Origin of the sequence: Clostridium massiliamazoniense, assembly GCF_001403635.1 — a bacterium.
In the GTDB taxonomy this organism is placed as follows: domain Bacteria; phylum Bacillota; class Clostridia; order Clostridiales; family Clostridiaceae; genus Sarcina; species Sarcina massiliamazoniense.
Map to the genome: position 1 here is coordinate 1,070,582 of NZ_LN879468.1, position 18,237 is coordinate 1,088,818.

The window sequence follows — 18,237 nt, forward strand, 5'->3', positions numbered from 1 at the left end:
AAGATTATTACTCTATCTGAATTTTAGACGAAGTTATCTGATAACTTAACTATGTATCAAAAGTTAAATTGAGTTGTAATGTATATAAACTTTATAGTTCTTATCAATTCTCAGTTCTTAACTCTCAATTCTCAATTACAGAATAATTATATCATAGGCAAAATTCCTTTTCAAGAATTGTAAACCTAGTTATATAGTCATTTATAGCTAGTCTATTTCTTTAAAAAGTCTAAATCCTTCCTTAAAGTATATCCCTTCTTCATCTTTAGTTATAATGGCTTTTCCATTAGTTGCTTCAGTGAATTCCTTCTCTATTTGTTCTATAGTACCTTCTTCTGCTAATATATATATCTTCACTCTATCTGAAAATTCACTATCCTCAATATGCCAGTTATTTTGTCCACAAATATATTGTAATTTTCCGTATAAATCATATTCTACATCTACAGCAACTCTTTTACCTCTAACTTTTTCTACAATTCCACCAGCTTCTATGGCAATAACAGCACCCTTTGTATATGCCCTAGTTAATCCCCCTGTACCTAATAAAACTCCACCAAAGTATCTAGTTACGACTACTGCACAATCTGTTAGTTCATTTTTCTTTATTACTTCAAGTATAGGTATACCAGCTGTTCCTTGTGGTTCTCCATCATCAGAATATCTTTGTATCCCCATATTTTCTCCAATTATATAGGCATAACAATTATGTCTTGCTGTTTTGTGTTGATTTTTAATCTCTGCCACAAATTCCTTTGCTTCCTCTTCTGTAGTAACTCTTTTTGCATAACCTATAAATTCGGATTTTTTTTCCTCAAAACTATCTTCACCATAATTTTTTAAGGTCATATATTTCTTCATTCTTTTACCTTCTTTCTAAAACTCTAAGTATACTATCTATTCCTTTATCTATTTTTCTATAGTCTATTTCAGAAAATCCAATTCTAAAGCTCCTATATCCATCCCTCTGATTATGGTAATATAGTATTCCCGGACTTATCATAACTCCAACCTTTGAAAGTTCATAAAATAATTCTTTAGAACTTAGATCTATGTTCTTATTTAATCTTATAAAAAGATTTAATCCCCCTTTAGGCTTATCAAAGGTTACATATTTTTTAAGTTTATTATCTAAAGCCTCTATCATATAATTGTATCTTTTAGAGTATTCTTTATTTATTTTTTCAATATGTTCTTTCCAATACCCTTCTCTTATATATAGTTCTAATGCCCTTTGCATTAAACTAGAAGTTGCAATATCACTAGTTGCCTTTGATATTTGAAGAACTTCACTAAATTCATCTGGTGCTAATAAATAACCTATTCTTATACCAGGAAGAAAAACCTTTGAAAAACTTTTTAAATAAATAACCCTACTTTTATCTAAAGCTCTATAAGGAATATGCTCTATTTCTTCATCATAAATTAGCTCTGATAAATAATCATCTTCGATTATATAAAAATCATATTTCTTAGACAACTCTATTATCTTTAGTTTCTTTTCTAAAGAACAGCTTATTCCTGTTGGATTTTGAAAATAACTCATTGTATAAAAACATTTTATTCTATACTTTTTAAGCATTTTTTCAAAAGCTTCTATGGAAACCCCATCTTCCTCCATAGGTATTTCAAAAACATTTGCTTTTCTAATTTTAAATACGGCTAAAGCACCTGAATATGTTGGTTTTTCTACTACTACATTATCATTAACGTTTATTAAACTTTTAGATACTATATCTATACCTTGTTGTGTTCCTGAAGTTATAATTAAGTTATCTAAAGAATTCTCACCATTCCAAAACTTATCATTAATTATTTCTCTAAGTTTTCTATAGCCCATTGAATCATTATATTCTAAAGCATTTACACCATCTCTATCTAAAACCTTATCTAAAACATTCTTTAATGTTTTTATTTCAAATAAATTGGCACTTGTTGTTTCACCAGTTAGGTCAATTAATTCCATTTCATTATTGTTAATTAACCTTTGAAATATTTCTCCATATTCCTTTTTAAAATTCTTTAATAAATCCTTCTTTTTAACATAGCTACCACTGCCTTGATTTTGATATAGATAGCCCTCATTATTTAATTTTTTATATGCAGTTATTATGGTGTCCTTATTTACATCTAAATGTTCTGAAAGTGCCCTTATAGTTGGCATCTTCTGTCCATCTTCAAAAATATCATTGTCTATGGCTTCTTTTATATAATTATAAATATCTAAATATTTATGACTACCTTCCCTAAAATCTATTTTAAACCTTTCTAAATTAATTTTTTCCTTCCTCATAATAGTACACCAACTCTTCTATTAATTTATTACCCTCACTACTTTCATACTCTCTTAAAGAACTCTTTATTATTCCTCTCTTTGATAATTCCTTTAAAATTTTCTCTATAGGAATTTCTATTCTTGAAAATTTCTCACAATTTAAAAGATAACTAGAATCTAAAGGTTCTTCTGCTTCTTTTAAAGAATCTATAAGCATTGTTGTAGCTTCAACTATATTTTCTCTTAAAAACTTTTCAATGAATTCTATGAATTCCTCTATACTTTCCCTTTTGTGGTTTTTCACTATTTTATCTATTTTATCTTTAAATTCATTATTTAAGCTTATAGCAACAACAAGAGGGTCACTATTTAACAGATAATTATTTAAATTTAAATATAATCTTGAATAGCTATCTCCAAGTTTCATTGCGCTGTTAAAAGCTGCATATATTTTTCCATTCTCTAAAGCTTTTTTACAGTGAGCAAGTTCACTTATAACCTTTCCTAAATAAGCTAAATTCCACTTTTCTCTTTCTACATTATTTAATATTTTTAATTCATTATATTTATTTACTATTTCCTTGTCTTTTCCTATAACTAGCTTAGATGATATTAATTTTCTGTGTATTGAACTCCCACCAGTATAATTATCCTTAAAGTTTATGAAACTCTCTTTTGATAACATTATCATGTGAACTTCTATACCATGTTTCATTCCAAAAAAATCTTTTTTATTATCTTTTATTTCATCAACTATGACAAACATGTCTATATCTGAACCTTCCCAAATATCTCCTGTTATTAAACTACCAAAAACAGTAACCCCTAAAACATTTTCGTTATTTTGAAGATCCTTTATAATTCCTTTATAAGCTTTTTGATATTCCAAAACTTCTTTCTTCATGTAAAACAACTCCTAATAAAATCTTAAGAAAAAGCTATATTAAAGCTTAATATAATAAAACTAGACTTAGTTCAGCATAGTCAAATTTTTAATTATATTTTTGTTCTTTAACATAGCTCCTAGTTCATAATTATATCTCAAATTCTGAACATTTATTTTTTATTTCTTCATCTACTTGGGCTTTTATATAAGTTCCATTATCTCTATAATCTTCTTCTAAAACATTTGCTACTCTATGAAGATATGCTACCATCTTTTGATCACTATAAGGTATTAAATATTCCTTCTCCTCTAATGTAAATGGTAATTTCTCTTCTATTTCATTTAATAATTCATCTAAATTTATTTTCTCATAAGCTGATATCGCTATTATTTCATAATTCTTTGAATATCTTTCTTTTATTTCTTCTAATTCTTCTGCTGTTATTAAATCTATTTTATTAAGCACTAATAACATAGGTTTTTCTAAAGCATTTAATTCGCCTAAAACTCCTTCAACAGCTTCTATTTGCTCTGCATATTTTGGTGAAGAAGCATCAACTACATGGCAAAGTAAATCAGAATATATTACCTCTTCTAAAGTTGATTTAAATGCCTCCACTAATTCATGTGGTAATTTTTGAACAAAACCTACTGTATCAGTTAATGTTATTGCTCTATTACTAGGAAGGGTAATAGCTCTTGTTGTAGTATCTAAAGTTGCAAAAAGCATATTAGCTTCAAATACTTTTTCCTTACCTTGATTGTCTTTAGATGCAGCTACATCACAAAGTGTATTTCTTAAAGTTGATTTTCCTGCATTAGTATATCCAACCAATGATACTTGTGGTATATTTTGCTTAGCTCTTCTTTCCCTTTGGATTTCCCTATTTTTCTTTATTTTCTTTAATTCTTTTTGTAAATCATAGATTCTTTCTCTTATATGTCTTCTATCAGTTTCTAATTTCTTTTCCCCTGGTCCTCTAGTACCTATTCCACCACCTGTTCTTGATAAAACAGTTCCAAGTCCCATAAGTCTAGTAGATCTATATTTAAGCTGTGCAAGTTCTACTTGAATTCTAGCCTCTTTTGTTTTAGCTCTTCTTGAGAATATTTCAAGTATTAAAGTAGTTCTATCTATTACTTTAACTCCTAAAACACTTTCTAAATTTCTAACTTGAGAACCAGAAAGTTCATCATCAAATATAATTACATTAGCTCTTAATTTTTGTCTAAGTTCTGCTATTTCTAATACCTTACCGCTACCTATATAAAAAGCTGAATCTATTTTATTTCTATTTTGGAATACACTTTCAAGTACAGGTATTTCACAAGCTTCAGCTAATTCTCCAAGCTCTCTTAAACTATCTTCACTATCACAACCTACAATAATGGCTTTTTCACTGTCATCTTCTTCTACATTATTAGCTTTTATCATATCTTCAATGTAACTTATTTTATCTAATATTTTAAAATTTAAAGCCTGTTCTATAGAACCATGAGCATATTCTTCAGCTACTAATAAATTATTTTCAACTTTACAAAAACCTATTGATGTATCCTTGATTTCACCATCTTCAATAGCTACTGCCATTATTGCATCTAATTTTAATTTAAGTAATGCAGAAACATCTAAGGCTGATAATCTACAAATACCATTAGGATGAGTATGTATTATTCTTACTCCTGAAAGTTTCTTTTCGTGTATGTCTATAACTGGTATTTCTACACTTGTAGAATCACCTATAGCTACGCTAATTACCTTTCCTTTTCTTGTTATACCAACACTTATTTCCTTTTCTATATCATTTGAAATTCTACATATAGTATTTATAATTTCTTCTGTACAAATACTGTACTTAGGAATTGTATATCCATAAAGTTCCTCAAGTTCATTTAATACTGAGTTTCTTATACCCTCTATTTTTCCGTATATCAAAAAATCACCTCGTTTATTTTAACTATTATTTTCAAAAAAATTCTATCCTTATTATATACTAAAACTGAAATTCCTAACTATTCTTTTTATAATAGAAGTTCTATGTTTTTATTTAATTATCGAATTACTACTCATTAACTTGTATAAATAGCCCTTTTCCTCTTTATCGTTTCTTGACAATATTCTATTAATTTTATAATATAAATACAATATTGTAAACAAAAATGCAGTTAAAATCTAGGAGGCTTAATCATGGAGAATAAAAAAAGAAATATTATTATTACTGAAGAACAAATTAAAGAACAAATTAAAATTGTAGGTGAAAAAATCACTAATGATTATAAAGATAGACCTATTTATGTTCTTTCACTTTTAAGAGGTAGCTTTATATTTACAGCTGATTTAGTTAGAGCTATTGATGGAAAAACTCAAATAGGTTTTATGACTACATCTAGCTACGGAGATGCTGAAGAAAGCACTGGAATAGTAAAAGTTGAAAATGATATTCCTGATAATATAGAAGGATTAGATGTTTTAATTGTTGATGATATTATGGATACTGGTATAACAATGGATTTTGTTATTGAACATGTAAAAAAATTAGGAGCAAAGTCAGTTAAAACTTGTACACTTCTTGACAAACCTTCTAGAAGAAAGGCTAAGCTAAAACCTGATTACTGCTGTTTTGAAATAGAAGATTTATTCGTTGTTGGATACGGATTAAATTACGGAGATTATTACAGAAATGTCCCATACATATTTAACTGGGAAAACTAATAATATTTATAAAGATAAAACAAGAGGATGTATCAAATTACAGATACATCCTTTCTGCCTTTTATCTAGCTATATAGATTCATCATCTGTGACCACTCACTTACGTAAAGAAGCTCTAATATTTTTTTCTACAACAGTTGCTAAAATAAAGAGCTTCTAGTACTAGTTCAATGGCCACAGCATTTTGTACCTATATAGCTATCTCGGCAGATAAAAAATACATTTATAAAAGTAATATAAATTAAGGTGCTGATTTGATACAGCCCCTCTTTTCTTATCTAACCATAGCTTTTTATAAAGTTCTTAGAAATTTGAAGTTTCACTTAACACCATTTCTTTTATTGTCTTTAAAGCTAATTTGTATTCCCCTCATTATTCATGCTTTCTTGAAATAAGTCCTTTCCAAAATTTACTCTTGGTACTTCCCCAACTATTATGGTCTCACTTATTGGAATCTGATGAACAACCTCTGTTTCTGTACTTTGAAATGGTACTATTACCTTTAACTTTGTTTTCAGATTAATATAAATCTTATGTCTACTTTGATTTATACCTGCACTTTCAAAAGTAGACGAATAGCTAGTTTCTACTCTTCCTATAGGCACCATTCTAATTCTTATTTTTGGTCCCCAATAAGCCATTATACTATTCTTAGTAATATAACCTATGGGAATTTTGACTCCCACTTCACCTACATCTTTGATTTCCTCTTGTGATTCCATAGCAACTTCCATAGCTAAATCATTTAATTTCGTTGTATCAGCCTTTAGCATTATAATCTTTCCATCACTATCCTTTTCAACTTTAATCATTTCATCGTAGTCAAAGTTTTCACCGTATATTTCACTTATATTTTTATTTATTATGTCCGTTATCTTAGCTCTCATTTCACCATCTGCAACTGTTAAAACTGTTGGTGCAATAATACTATCAAAGTAATATATAAAGGTAAAAAATAATAAACTTAATGATATAGTTACTAAAACTATATAAAATTTAACTCTATTAAAAATTTTATATTTCCTTGTATAAGTTCTTTGATACAAATTGTTCACCTACTTTTCTTTTTGTGTTTATGTTTAATCTTTACATTATTATGCTATAATAATAATGAATATTTAAATTTATTCAAAAAAATAAGGGGGAAATTATAAAATTAATTATTTTATAGCTTTTAACATTTCAAAGTGTTATTAAGTTATATTAATTTTAGAAAGGGGGAACCCGTTTTTATTAACGGAAATTATGGCTGAAAAGAATGGTGTAAAAAGTAAGAAGGGAAAAAGACAAAGCTCTAAGAAAAATCAAAGTACACTGAAAAAATTTCTTAAAGTATTTTCTTTTATAATTCTTTTCTTAATATTAACTGTAGGTGTCACTGCTGCTGGCTATGCAGTAGCTATAATTAGAAGCACTCCACCTATAAATATCGAAAAGGTTCAAAATCTATCTCAATCAGCAACACTCTATAATAATAAGGATGAAAAAATAGATTCTATAGAAAGTACTGAACAGCGTATTAAATTATCATCTGATAAGATTCCAAAGCAATTAAAGGATGCTTTTGTTTCTATAGAAGATGAACGTTTTTATGACCATCAAGGAATTGACATAAAAAGAATAGGTGGAGCCTTAATCCACGATGTAAAAAGAATCTTTACAAAAAAAGGTGGACTTCACGGTGCATCTACTTTAACTCAACAATTATTGAAAAATACAATTCTAACTAATGAAAAAACAAAGGTTGAAAGAAAAATAAAAGAGATTTATTTAGCCCTTCAACTTGAAAAGAAACTCTCAAAAGATGATATAGTAACAGCATATTTAAATACAATTCCTCTTGGCGGTACTGTTTATGGTGTGGAAGCTGCATCACTAAGATATTTTGATAAAAGTGCTTCTGAACTTAACCTAATTGAAAGTGCCTATCTAGCTGGTGTTACTCAGGCACCTGGATATTATGATGCTTTCATTCCCGCTAATCAAAAAGATCCAACTAAATATATAAACAGAACAAAAACTGTATTAAATAAAATGTTTGAACTAGGAAAAATAACACAAGAAGAAAAAGATCAAGCTTTTACAGATTTAGATAACAATAAACTTGTATTCCATTATAGAGCTCCTAGCAGCAAATTAAATTATGAATCTTTTAGTAGAGCTGTTTTAGACCAAGTTCAAAAGGATTTACAAGAAAAATTAAAATATTCTGAAGAGGAAGCTATAAGACTTATAAATCAAGGTGGATTACAAATACACACAACTATGGATGAGGAACTTCAAAAAGAAGTTCAATCTATTGTTGATAATAGAAAAAACTTAAGTTTACCTGGAACAGATGAAGTTAATGAATATGGAATTCCTAAACTTCAAGCTGCTGCTGTAATAAAAGATCCTAAAACTGGTGAAATAAAAGCTATGGTTGGAGGTAGAGGTGATCAACCTGCTCTATCATTAAATAGAGCTTATGATGTATTAAAACCAACTGGCTCAACTAGCAAACCTTTATCAGTTTATGCTCCTGCTATAGATTTAAAACTTATGACATCAGGAAGTGTAGTTGATGATGCTCCATTTACTTCTGATGAGCTTCGTAGATTTGGAGGTCATCAAGTAAACAATATGAGTGGTGGTTTCAAGGGGTATTTACCATTAACAAATGCTTTATCAGTTTCTAGCAACGTTGTTGCTTCTAAAATCGTTGATAAAATAGGTAATAAAAATGCCTTAGCTTATGGTGAAAGATTTGGGTTAAAATATAATGAAGTTTCTGCAAATTCTCAATCTGCTTTGGCTCTTGGAGAGTTTGACAATAGTCCAAATAACCCTGATGGTGGTAATCCCTATATTCTTGCTAGTGCTTATGGTGCTTTTGCAAACAACGGTGTTTTAGTAGAATCTATGCTTTATAGAGAAGTTAAAGATGCTTCTGGTAAAACTCTTCTTAAAGCTGATCCTAAAAAAACACAAGTTGTTTCACCTGAAACTGCATATATTATTTATGATATGATGAAATCTAATTCTGCTAGTCGAGGTTCTGCAAAAGTTGCTAACATACCTACTGCTGGTAAAACAGGAACTTCATCACAAAATAAAAATTATTGGTTTTCAGGAATTACTCCTCACTACTCTGCTTCTGTATGGATTGGTTATGACCAACCAAAGTCAATGAGTAGTAATAGTACCACTGTTGCCGGAGGACTTTTCGGAAAAATAATGAATGCAGCTCATAAAGGATTAGATGGAACAGATATCCCTATGCCAAAGGGTGTAACAAAAGTTTCTCTTTGTATGGATTCTGGTCATATTCCAACAAAACTTTGTAGTGCTGATCCTCGTGGTTCTAGAGTCCAAAGTTATTTAGTTATAAGTGGTACAGAACCAAAAGAATACTGTAGTACTCATGTTAGTGCTCAAGTAAATTCAAATAATGGAAAACTTGCTAATGGTAATACTCCTGCTACTTTAAGAGTCAATAGAGTATTTATTAAAAAGAAAAATCCTAATTCAGCAACTGCGGATTATAAATATGTACTTCCAAGTGCACAGGATGATATGACCTTAATTCCAGAACAACCAATTACGCCAGAGGAAACACCTACAAATCCAGAGGAAACTCCATCTGATCCTAATGCAGGAGTAACTCCTCCTACTGGTGGTGATGATACTACTCCAAATCCTGGAGGTAATACTCCTCCTGCTAGTGGTGTTTCTCCTCCAAATACAGGAGGTACTACTCCACCACTCAATAGTGGTTCTATTCCAAACACAGGAGGCATTACTCCTCCTGTTAATGGAAATGCCGCTTAACTCTAAAATATATAATGAATAAACTTCATTTTAAATTTTGATTATTATAAGACTAACTTAAAAAGCTTTTAAGCTCTCTTTAGGATTAGTCTTATTTTTTATTATCAATAATATATTACTTATAATTAATAATACTTTGCTTATTTTTTCAAAGTTACAACTTACATCTATTATGCAAGTTGTAAATTTTTTATTAAAGCTTCTTATATTCAATTGTTATTTTATAAAAAAAATATTAAAATTTTATTAGTTAGTTGTTAACTAAGTAATTTGCATATAAATAAGGGGGGTAAATTATGAATTCAATAAATACTATGCTTTCTTCTTTTAATGATTTTCTTTGGGTCTATGTACTTATTGGACCACTTCTAGCATTAGGTCTTTATTTTTCATATAAAACAAAATTTGTTCAATTTGGATATTTTAAAGAAATGATAAGACTTCTTGGTGATGGTTTTGGTAAGTCTTCTGATACTGAAGATAAAAAAGGAAAAAAGGGTGTTTCATCCTTTCAAGCCTTTTGTATAAGTACAGCTTCTAGAGTTGGTACTGGAAATATAACGGGTGTTACTATGGCTATCGCTACCGGGGGACCTGGAGCTGTTTTTTGGATGTGGCTTATTGCATTTATCGGTTCAGCTTCTAGCTTTGTAGAAAGTACTTTAGCACAAATATATAAAGTTAAAGATGGTGAAAACTTTAGAGGTGGACCTGCCTATTACATGGAAAAAGCTTTAGGAAAGAAATGGATGGGAATCTTATTTTCTATTCTTATTACAATTTGCTTTGGTTTTGTCTTTAACTCTGTTCAATCAAACACTGTATCTCAAGCATTTCAAGGAGCTTTTAATTTTAAAGCATCTCATATGGGGATACTATTAGCAATTTTAACAGGTCTTGTTATCTTTGGCGGAGTTCAAAGAATTGCAAAGGTTTCAGAAATCATCGTTCCTATCTTTGCAATGGCTTATATTTTAGTTGCAATTCTTATGATTTGTCTTAATATAACTTCTGTACCAACATTATTTAAAACTATATTTCAAAATGCCTTTGGTATAAATCAAATAGCTGGTGGTACTTTAGGGGCTATTATTTTACAAGGGGTTAAAAGAGGACTTTTCTCTAATGAAGCTGGTATGGGAAGTGCACCTAATGCTGCAGCTACAGCAGATGTTAGTCATCCTGTTAAACAAGGTTTGATTCAAACTTTAGGTGTTTTTACAGATACAATGTTAATATGTACTTGTACAGCTTTTATTATATTAATAGCTGGTAATTATACAGATGCTACAGTAAATGGTATACAACTTACACAAGCTGCTTTAGTATCTCAATTTGGTCCTTTTGGTTCTTACTTCATAGCACTATGCATTTTCCTATTTGCCTTTAGTTCAATAATAGGTAATTACTATTATGGTGAATCTAATATAGAATTTATTATTCCAAAAAACAAAATAGTAATGATTATTTATAGAGCTCTTGTTGTTGGTATGGTATTCTTCGGTGCTCTAGCTAAAGTATCTTTAGTTTGGACACTTGCTGATATATTCATGGCATTTATGGCTATACTAAACTTAATAGCAATTGCCCTTTTAGGAAAAATAAGTTTTGCAGCCCTTGAAGATTATAGAAATCAAAAGAAAAAAGGAATAAAAGAACCTGTTTTCTATAAGGATTCAATTCCAGGACTTCAAAATATAGAGTGTTGGGAAGAATCTCCTTTCGATGAGGAAGCCTTATAATAGAAATTATTATAAAATATAAAATCTAACATATAGATGATGTATCAAATTACAGATACATCCTCTCTGCCTTTTATCTAGCTATATAGGTTCATCATTTGTGACCACTCACCTACGTAAAGAAGCCCTAATACTATATTAAATCTCTCTTTGCCTCTCAAAAAACTCCCTACAAAATAAGCTTACTCCTATAAAAATAAAAAATAATTTAATAGGTATACTTTCAATATTTATAATAAAAAAAGGCATAATATCTAAAAATACTATCCCTTTAAACTTTCTTCATTGTATTAATCTTTCAAAAGCTACAAATTTATCTATTTCTAAACTTTCCCTATTTATAATAACCTTAAATATTTTAGGACAATCCTCTTCTCTCCACTTTTTCATGTAATTTGCATTAGCTTTACCTATATAATAACTTTTCTCTTCATAATAATCTGAGAACTCTAAAAATTCATTTACGCTATTTTTATCAAGTTTTATATTATCCTTATGAATATTATTAACTATAGGTATAAAAAATCTCATAGGTATTACATATGGATATCTTTTATTGCTTTTTATAAGCTTACTTTCAAATAAGGCTCTTTTAATTATAATATTTTCTTTTAATTCATCACTAACCTTTGCTTTAAAACTAATTTCTCCTCTTTTATTTAATTCCAATTTTATATTTATCATATTAACTCCTTACCATCTTATAAATCTATTATAACTAGAAGTTGTAATACTTGCATCATATTTTATATAAGAAATACTTAATTTCTTATAAGTAAATTAAAACTTTATCCAATTATATTTTAATTCCCTATATTAAATTCCATTAAATAAATTAATATAAATAAATGAAACTCATTTATTTGATCTAATGAGTTCTCTTAAATCAAGTATTATTTTTTATAATTCTATATATCTTTAATTAAATTATGTAAAATTATTGATTTCACCTTACATTTTTTCATTATTTCTATTTATATAGGGATAATTTTAAGTGAAATTAATTTTATTCTAAAAACTCTAACAAATCGTTTACTCATTATTTAATCATTTTACAAAATAACCTGTTATAATAAAGACATAGACAAGAAACATACAAAAAAAAATTAGTGCATTAGGGGAGGACATAATTTATGATAAAAAGATTTATAGAGGAAAAGAAGGAAGCAAAAAGAAGAGAGGCTAGAAGAAACACTATAAAAAATGTTAGTATAGCAGCTACTGTAGGTACATCAGTTGGGGTAATAGGTGGAACTATAGGCGGAATTTTATTCGCTCCTAAATCAGGACAAGAAACAAGAGAAGATATTAAAAATAAAGCTATTGAAACAAATGAAACTATAAAGGTTAAAGCTTGTGAATTAAAAGAGACTATAAATGTTGAGTTAAAAAACAAACAAGAATCTTTAATGGATGCAAAATCAAGAATTCAAGCTTACTTAGAAGAAAAGAAAGCTGAAAGACTTGCTAAAACTGCTGAAGTTGATGCTATAGATGAAGAAATAGCATTAATTGATGATGTACAAGCTACTGAAGCTCCTGCAGAAATTATTGCAGAAGAAGTTTCTGAAACTTCAGAAGAAATATCTGAAGATGTTGAAAATGAAAAGTAATTTAATTATAAATTAAATATATATAACCATTGGAGGAAAGCAAATGATAGAGATTAATGTTTTTGATTTCTTCTGGTTAGTAATAGGTATACTAGGTGCTATTTGCCTAGTATACCTTATAGTTCTTCTATTTAATATTACTAAACTAGTTAAGAATATAAATAACATTTTATTAGAGAACAAAAAGGATTTGACAAAAAGTATAGAAAACTTACATGAAGTAAGTGATAATGTGAAAGACATAAGTAATGTACTTACAGAAACAACAGCTGAAGCCTTAATAGTTAAGGATAATATAAGCAATCAAATAAACTCTTTTAAAGGTTCTATTGGTGCATTTCGTAATGCCTTTAGCCTTTTTAAAAGAAAATAAACTTTTATTAAAATTTAAATAAACCATTTTAGAAGCTCTTCATTTCTACTACGGCTTTTGTAGAAGAAATGAAGAGTTTCTTTAGGTTGTAATCAATGATAAACTATATGGCTATCTAAAACACTCCCCTAATCTCTCTCCTCTTTTTATGTAATTTAAAATATGTTATTAAATTCATATAATTCCATTTAGTTCTTTAAAAATTATTCTATTTTTATATTAATTTAATATTCTATTAAATATATTAACTATTTTTTAATTCCATTGAATTTATACCATTATGTGTATATAATTTTTTTGTTTAGTAATTTTAAACTTTATGTTTAGTGTAACTTACTTTTTATTAATAGGTTCCACTAAAAATTTATTTAAATGTATTATGATAACTTCGACTATGTATTCAGATGGAGTCAAAACTCCACCTGAATTAAGTCTACGTTTATAAAAATATATGGAGGGATTAGTTAATTGGATATTGGAAAAAAAATTAAAAGATTAAGAATTGCAAAACAATTAACTCAAGAAGAGCTTGCTATAAGATGCGAATTATCTAAGGGATTTATTTCTCAAGTTGAAAATGACTTAACTTCACCATCCATAGCTACTTTAATAGATATTTTAGATATTCTTGGTACAAATCTTCAAGAATTTTTTAATGAAGATAAAATAGAAAAAATTCATTTTAAAGATGAAGATATGTTTGAAAAAGAAAATAAGGATTTAAAATATAATATTAAATGGCTTGTTCCTAATGCTCAAAAAAACCATATGGAGCCAATTTTCCTTACCTTAAATCCACTTGGTAAGTACAATCTTGAAGAACCACATGAAGGTGAAGAATTTGGTTTTGTATTAGAAGGAACTATTATTCTCCATTTAGGAAAAAGGAAATTTAAAATTAAAGAAGGTGAAAGTTTCTATTTTAAATCAGTACATAAACACTATGTTTCAAATCCTAATAAATCTATAGCTAAACTTATTTGGATTTCAACTCCACCTTCATTCTAATAATTAAAAAAAGGGGTGTGTTTTTTTGAAAAGCAACGTTATTATTCAGTTAAACAATATATCAAAAACTTACGAGGATACAACTGTCCTTAATGATTTTTCTCTTTCTATAAAAAAAAATGAATTTCTTACCCTTTTAGGTCCAAGTGGCTGTGGGAAAACTACAACCCTAAAAATTCTTGCTGGCTTTGAACATGCTGATAAAGGTGAGGTTCTATTTGAAAATAAAAATATAAATAATATGCCACCCTATGAAAGACCTTTAAATACAGTATTTCAAAAATATGCTTTATTTCCTCATATGAACGTATTTGAAAATGTAGCCTTTGGTTTAAAAATAAAAAAATTAAAAAAAGATGTTATAGAACAAAAAGTAAAAGAAATGCTTAAATTAGTTTCTTTATCAGGTTATGAAAATAGGTCTATTAACTCCTTAAGTGGTGGACAACAACAAAGAATAGCCATTGCTCGTGCTTTAGTTAATGAACCTAATGTCCTATTACTTGACGAACCCTTAGGTGCTTTAGACTTTCAATTAAGAAAGGATATGCAAATAGAGTTAAAAAGAATTCAACAAAAATTAGGTATAACATTTATTTTTGTAACCCATGATCAAGAGGAAGCTCTTTCAATGTCTGACACTATAGTCGTTATGAATAAAGGTAAAATTCAACAAATGGGCACTCCAGAAGATATTTATAATGAACCTGCTAATAAATTTGTTGCTAAGTTTATTGGTGAAAGTAATATAATTTCTGGTGTAATGCTTGAAGACTTTAAAGTTAAATTTTATGACTTTATTTTTACCTGTGTTGATAAAGGATTCAAGGCAAATGAAAAGGTTGATGTTGTAATAAGACCTGAAGATATAGAAATGATTCCTAAAGAAAAAGCAAATATTACTGGTATAGTTACATCTGTAGTATTTAAAGGAGTTCACTATGAAATATTAGTGAAGAGCCACAATTCAACTTGGAAAATTCATAGTACTAAAAATGCTACAGTAGGCGATGAAATAGGACTTACTTTCACTCCAGAAAGTATTCATATTATGAAAAGTGAGGATGATGGCAATGAATAATAAAAAGTCTAAATCACTTTTAGCCTACCCCTATGTGGTTTGGAGTTTAATATTTATAGTTGCTCCTATTGTGATAATTTTAGTCCTTAGTTTTCTTAAAACTACAAATGGACAAACTGTTTTTTCTTTAGACAACTATAAAAAAATATTAAATCCAATTTATTTAAACATATTTCTTCATTCAATTATATTAGCATTTATTTCTACAGTTTTATGCTTAATTTTAGGTTATCCTGTAGCTTATATTATATCTAAATATAATTTTAAAAAAAGAAATATCTTAATATTACTTTTTATTCTTCCAATGTGGATGAACTTTTTAATCAGAACCTATGCTTGGATGGCCATTTTAAATACTAATGGTATATTAAATAATATCTTAGGAATTTTCGGTATATCACCAGTAAAATTTCTATATACAGAAGGTGCTGTACTTTTAGGTATGGTTTATAACTTCCTTCCATTCATGGTTATACCTATTTATACTGTTTTAATAAAACTTGACCAAACTCTTATAGATGCTTCCTATGATTTAGGAGCTACAAAGCTTCAAACTTTTAAGAAGGTAATTCTTCCTTTAAGTTTACCTGGAGTTATATCTGGTATAACAATGGTATTTATGCCTGCTGTTTCAACTTTTGTTATTTCTCGATTACTTGGTGGTAGTAAATATCTACTTGTTGGAAACCTAATTGAACAGGAAATAACAGCTGTTGGTGATTGGAATTTAGGATCTTCACTTGCTATATTTATGATGATTCTAATACTGATTTCCATGGCCTTTATGACTAAATATGAAAAGAAATATGCAGGAAAGGATTGATTATAAAATTATGCTAAAGAAACTAAGTAATTTTCTATCTAGGTTTTATATATTTATTATTTTCTTATTTCTTTATGCCCCTATATTGGTATTAATGGTCTTTTCCTTTAATGACTCTAAATCAATGTCTGTTTGGAAAGGCTTTACCCTAAAATGGTATGGAGAATTACTTAATGACCAAAGAATTTTGCAAGCACTTTATTATACCCTATTAATTGCTATTATTTCTTCTGTAGTAGCTACTATTATAGGAACAATAAGTGCCATTGGAATAAGTAAAATGAGAGGTCCTATGAAAAGACTTATTTTAAACATAAATTATTTACCTGTACTTAATCCAGATATAGTAACTGGTATAGCTCTTATGAGTCTTTTTGGTGCTATAGCCTTAATCATCCCTCTTCAACCGGGATTTATGACTTTACTTTTAGCACATATAACTTTTAGTATTCCATATGTTATTTTATCAATTTTACCTAAATTAAAACAACTTCCACCTAACTTAGTAGAAGCTGCTTTAGATTTAGGTGCAACTCCTTTTTATGCTATAAGAAAAGTACTATTACCTCAAATTAAGCCTGGTATTGCAGCTGGATTTTTAATGGCTTTCACCATGTCCATTGATGATTTTGTAATAAGCTTCTTTACTACAGGACCTGGGGTATCAAATTTATCTATAGAAATATATGCTATGGCAAGGAGAGGTATAAAACCTGAAATAAATGCTTTATCTACTATTATGTTTGTTGTTGTTCTTATTCTACTATTAGTAGTTAACAGCAAAGATTCTTTAATAAAGGAGGACTAAATAATTATGGGAAAAAAATTAAAATTCTTATCTCTATTACTAATTCCTTTATTAATATTTACAGGTTGTACTCTTAATAAAAAATCTGAAGATGATAAGAAAGATAAAAAAGATAATGTTCTTTATATATACAACTGGGGCGATTACATTGACCCAAGTCTTTTAAAGAAATTTGAAGATGAAACTGGTATAAAAGTTAAGTATGATGTTTTTGATACTAATGAAATAATGTATCAAAAAATTAGTAATGGTAGTTTAAATTACGACCTTATAATTCCTTCTGATTATATGGTTGAAAAAATGATTAGCGAAAATTTATTGGCAGAACTTAACTTTGATAATATTCCTAACTACAAATATATAAATGATAATTTTAAAAATTTAGCTTATGATAAAGATAGTAAATATTCCGTACCTTATATGTGGGGTACTGTTGGAATAATGTATAATAAAAAAATGGTTAAGGAACCTGTTGATAGTCTTAATATTCTTTGGGATGAAAAATATAAAGATCAAATAATAATGGTTGATAGTCCTAGAGATGCTTTTGGTTTAACTTTAAAGAAACTTGGTTATAGCCTAAACACTACTAATCCACAAGAATTAGAAGCAGCTAAAAATGAACTAATAAAGCAAAAAAGCTCTGGCTTAATTAGAGCTTATATGGTTGATGAAGTTAAAGATGCAATGCTGTCTGGTGAGGCTGCTCTTGCTGTAGTTTGGTCTGGTGATGCTATAACATTAATGGATGAAAATCCAGACTTAGGTTATGCATTCCCTAAGGAAGGTTCTAACAAATGGTTTGATGCATTATGTATTCCTAAAAATGCTAAACATAAAGAAAATGCAGAGAAATTTATTAATTTCCTATGTGACCCTGAAAATGCTGCTTTAAATGCTGAATATATAGGTTATTCAACTCCAAATACTGAAGCACTTAAATTACTTCCAAAGGAAGTTCAAGAAAATCCTGTAGCTTATCCTGACTTATCAAAGCTTAATAATTTTGAAGTATTCATTGATTTAGGTAATGATGTAAATAGAGAAATTAACCAAGCTTGGATTGAAGTTAAAGCAACTAGAGAAAAATAATAGAAAGATGGGG

16 protein-coding genes are annotated in these 18,237 nt (G+C 28.4%); 10 read left to right on the plus strand and 6 right to left on the minus strand.

The genetic code is table 11. The features are described 5' to 3' along the window. Nucleotides 1-207: 207 nt before the first annotated feature. From ARA19_RS11985 to hflX, 4 genes are all read right to left on the minus strand, one after another. Nucleotides 208-861 carry a YigZ family protein gene (locus tag ARA19_RS11985; RefSeq protein ID WP_055071201.1) on the minus strand — a complete coding sequence of 218 codons (654 nt, stop codon included), beginning with the start codon at nucleotides 859-861 and terminating at the stop codon, nucleotides 208-210. A 4-nt stretch (nucleotides 862-865) separates the two neighbouring features. Beyond that, entirely contained in the window at nucleotides 866-2,293 is a 1,428-nt protein-coding gene (pdxR, locus tag ARA19_RS11990; protein WP_055071202.1) for a MocR-like pyridoxine biosynthesis transcription factor PdxR, read from the minus strand. Beyond that, a complete protein-coding gene (locus tag ARA19_RS11995) occupies nucleotides 2,274-3,179 on the minus strand; it encodes a nucleotidyltransferase domain-containing protein (protein WP_055071203.1) in 906 nt (301 codons plus the stop codon). Before ARA19_RS11995 ends, pdxR begins: the two co-directional genes overlap by 20 nt. Before the next feature lie 130 nt (nucleotides 3,180-3,309). Continuing rightward, the gene (gene hflX / locus ARA19_RS12000; protein ID WP_055071204.1) at nucleotides 3,310-5,097 is read right to left on the minus strand and encodes a GTPase HflX; all 1,788 of its coding nucleotides are present in this window, start codon (nucleotides 5,095-5,097) and stop codon (nucleotides 3,310-3,312) included. Nucleotides 5,098-5,349: 252 nt separating this feature from the next. Here hflX and hpt point away from each other — a divergent pair, with 252 nt between their 5' ends. Beyond that, a complete protein-coding gene (hpt, locus tag ARA19_RS12005; RefSeq protein ID WP_055071205.1) occupies nucleotides 5,350-5,874 on the plus strand; it encodes a hypoxanthine phosphoribosyltransferase in 525 nt (174 codons plus the stop codon). Nucleotides 5,875-6,227: 353 nt separating this feature from the next. On the opposite strand, the gene yunB is transcribed toward hpt, so the two are convergent. After that, nucleotides 6,228-6,920 carry a sporulation protein YunB gene (gene yunB, locus ARA19_RS12010; RefSeq protein ID WP_242862427.1) on the minus strand — a complete coding sequence of 231 codons (693 nt, stop codon included), beginning with the start codon at nucleotides 6,918-6,920 and terminating at the stop codon, nucleotides 6,228-6,230. A 199-nt stretch (nucleotides 6,921-7,119) separates the two neighbouring features. On the opposite strand from yunB, the gene ARA19_RS12015 reads away from it, so the two are divergent. After that, the gene (locus tag ARA19_RS12015; RefSeq protein WP_055071206.1) at nucleotides 7,120-9,684 is read left to right on the plus strand and encodes a transglycosylase domain-containing protein; all 2,565 of its coding nucleotides are present in this window, start codon (nucleotides 7,120-7,122) and stop codon (nucleotides 9,682-9,684) included. A gap of 296 nt (nucleotides 9,685-9,980) precedes the next feature. Further along, nucleotides 9,981-11,426 (plus strand): alanine/glycine:cation symporter family protein, encoded by a 1,446-nt coding sequence (locus tag ARA19_RS12020; RefSeq protein ID WP_055071207.1) that lies wholly within the window; start codon nucleotides 9,981-9,983, stop codon nucleotides 11,424-11,426. Between the two features lie 282 nt (nucleotides 11,427-11,708). Here ARA19_RS12020 and ARA19_RS12025 read toward each other — a convergent pair whose 3' ends face one another. Then, nucleotides 11,709-12,110, minus strand: a complete 402-nt coding sequence (locus ARA19_RS12025) for a hypothetical protein (protein ID WP_055071208.1) — start codon at nucleotides 12,108-12,110, stop codon at nucleotides 11,709-11,711. 449 nt (nucleotides 12,111-12,559) lie between these two features. On the opposite strand from ARA19_RS12025, the gene ARA19_RS12030 reads away from it, so the two are divergent. From ARA19_RS12030 to ARA19_RS12060, 7 genes are all read left to right on the plus strand, one after another. Then, nucleotides 12,560-13,039, plus strand: coding sequence for a YtxH domain-containing protein (locus ARA19_RS12030; protein ID WP_055071209.1), 480 nt, complete (start codon nucleotides 12,560-12,562; stop codon nucleotides 13,037-13,039). Nucleotides 13,040-13,082: 43 nt separating this feature from the next. Further along, nucleotides 13,083-13,412, plus strand: coding sequence for a hypothetical protein (locus ARA19_RS12035; protein ID WP_055071210.1), 330 nt, complete (start codon nucleotides 13,083-13,085; stop codon nucleotides 13,410-13,412). 468 nt (nucleotides 13,413-13,880) lie between these two features. Then, nucleotides 13,881-14,420, plus strand: coding sequence for a helix-turn-helix domain-containing protein (locus ARA19_RS12040; RefSeq protein WP_055071211.1), 540 nt, complete (start codon nucleotides 13,881-13,883; stop codon nucleotides 14,418-14,420). A 25-nt stretch (nucleotides 14,421-14,445) separates the two neighbouring features. Then, entirely contained in the window at nucleotides 14,446-15,501 is a 1,056-nt protein-coding gene (gene potA, locus ARA19_RS12045) for a spermidine/putrescine ABC transporter ATP-binding protein (RefSeq protein ID WP_055071212.1), read from the plus strand. Further along, nucleotides 15,494-16,324, plus strand: a complete 831-nt coding sequence (locus ARA19_RS12050) for an ABC transporter permease (RefSeq protein ID WP_055071213.1) — start codon at nucleotides 15,494-15,496, stop codon at nucleotides 16,322-16,324. The genes potA and ARA19_RS12050 overlap by 8 nt, the downstream gene beginning before the upstream one ends. 10 nt (nucleotides 16,325-16,334) lie before the next feature. Next, nucleotides 16,335-17,132 carry an ABC transporter permease gene (locus tag ARA19_RS12055; protein ID WP_055071214.1) on the plus strand — a complete coding sequence of 266 codons (798 nt, stop codon included), beginning with the start codon at nucleotides 16,335-16,337 and terminating at the stop codon, nucleotides 17,130-17,132. A gap of 6 nt (nucleotides 17,133-17,138) precedes the next feature. Further along, entirely contained in the window at nucleotides 17,139-18,224 is a 1,086-nt protein-coding gene (locus ARA19_RS12060) for an ABC transporter substrate-binding protein (protein ID WP_055071215.1), read from the plus strand. Nucleotides 18,225-18,237: the final 13 nt, after the last annotated feature.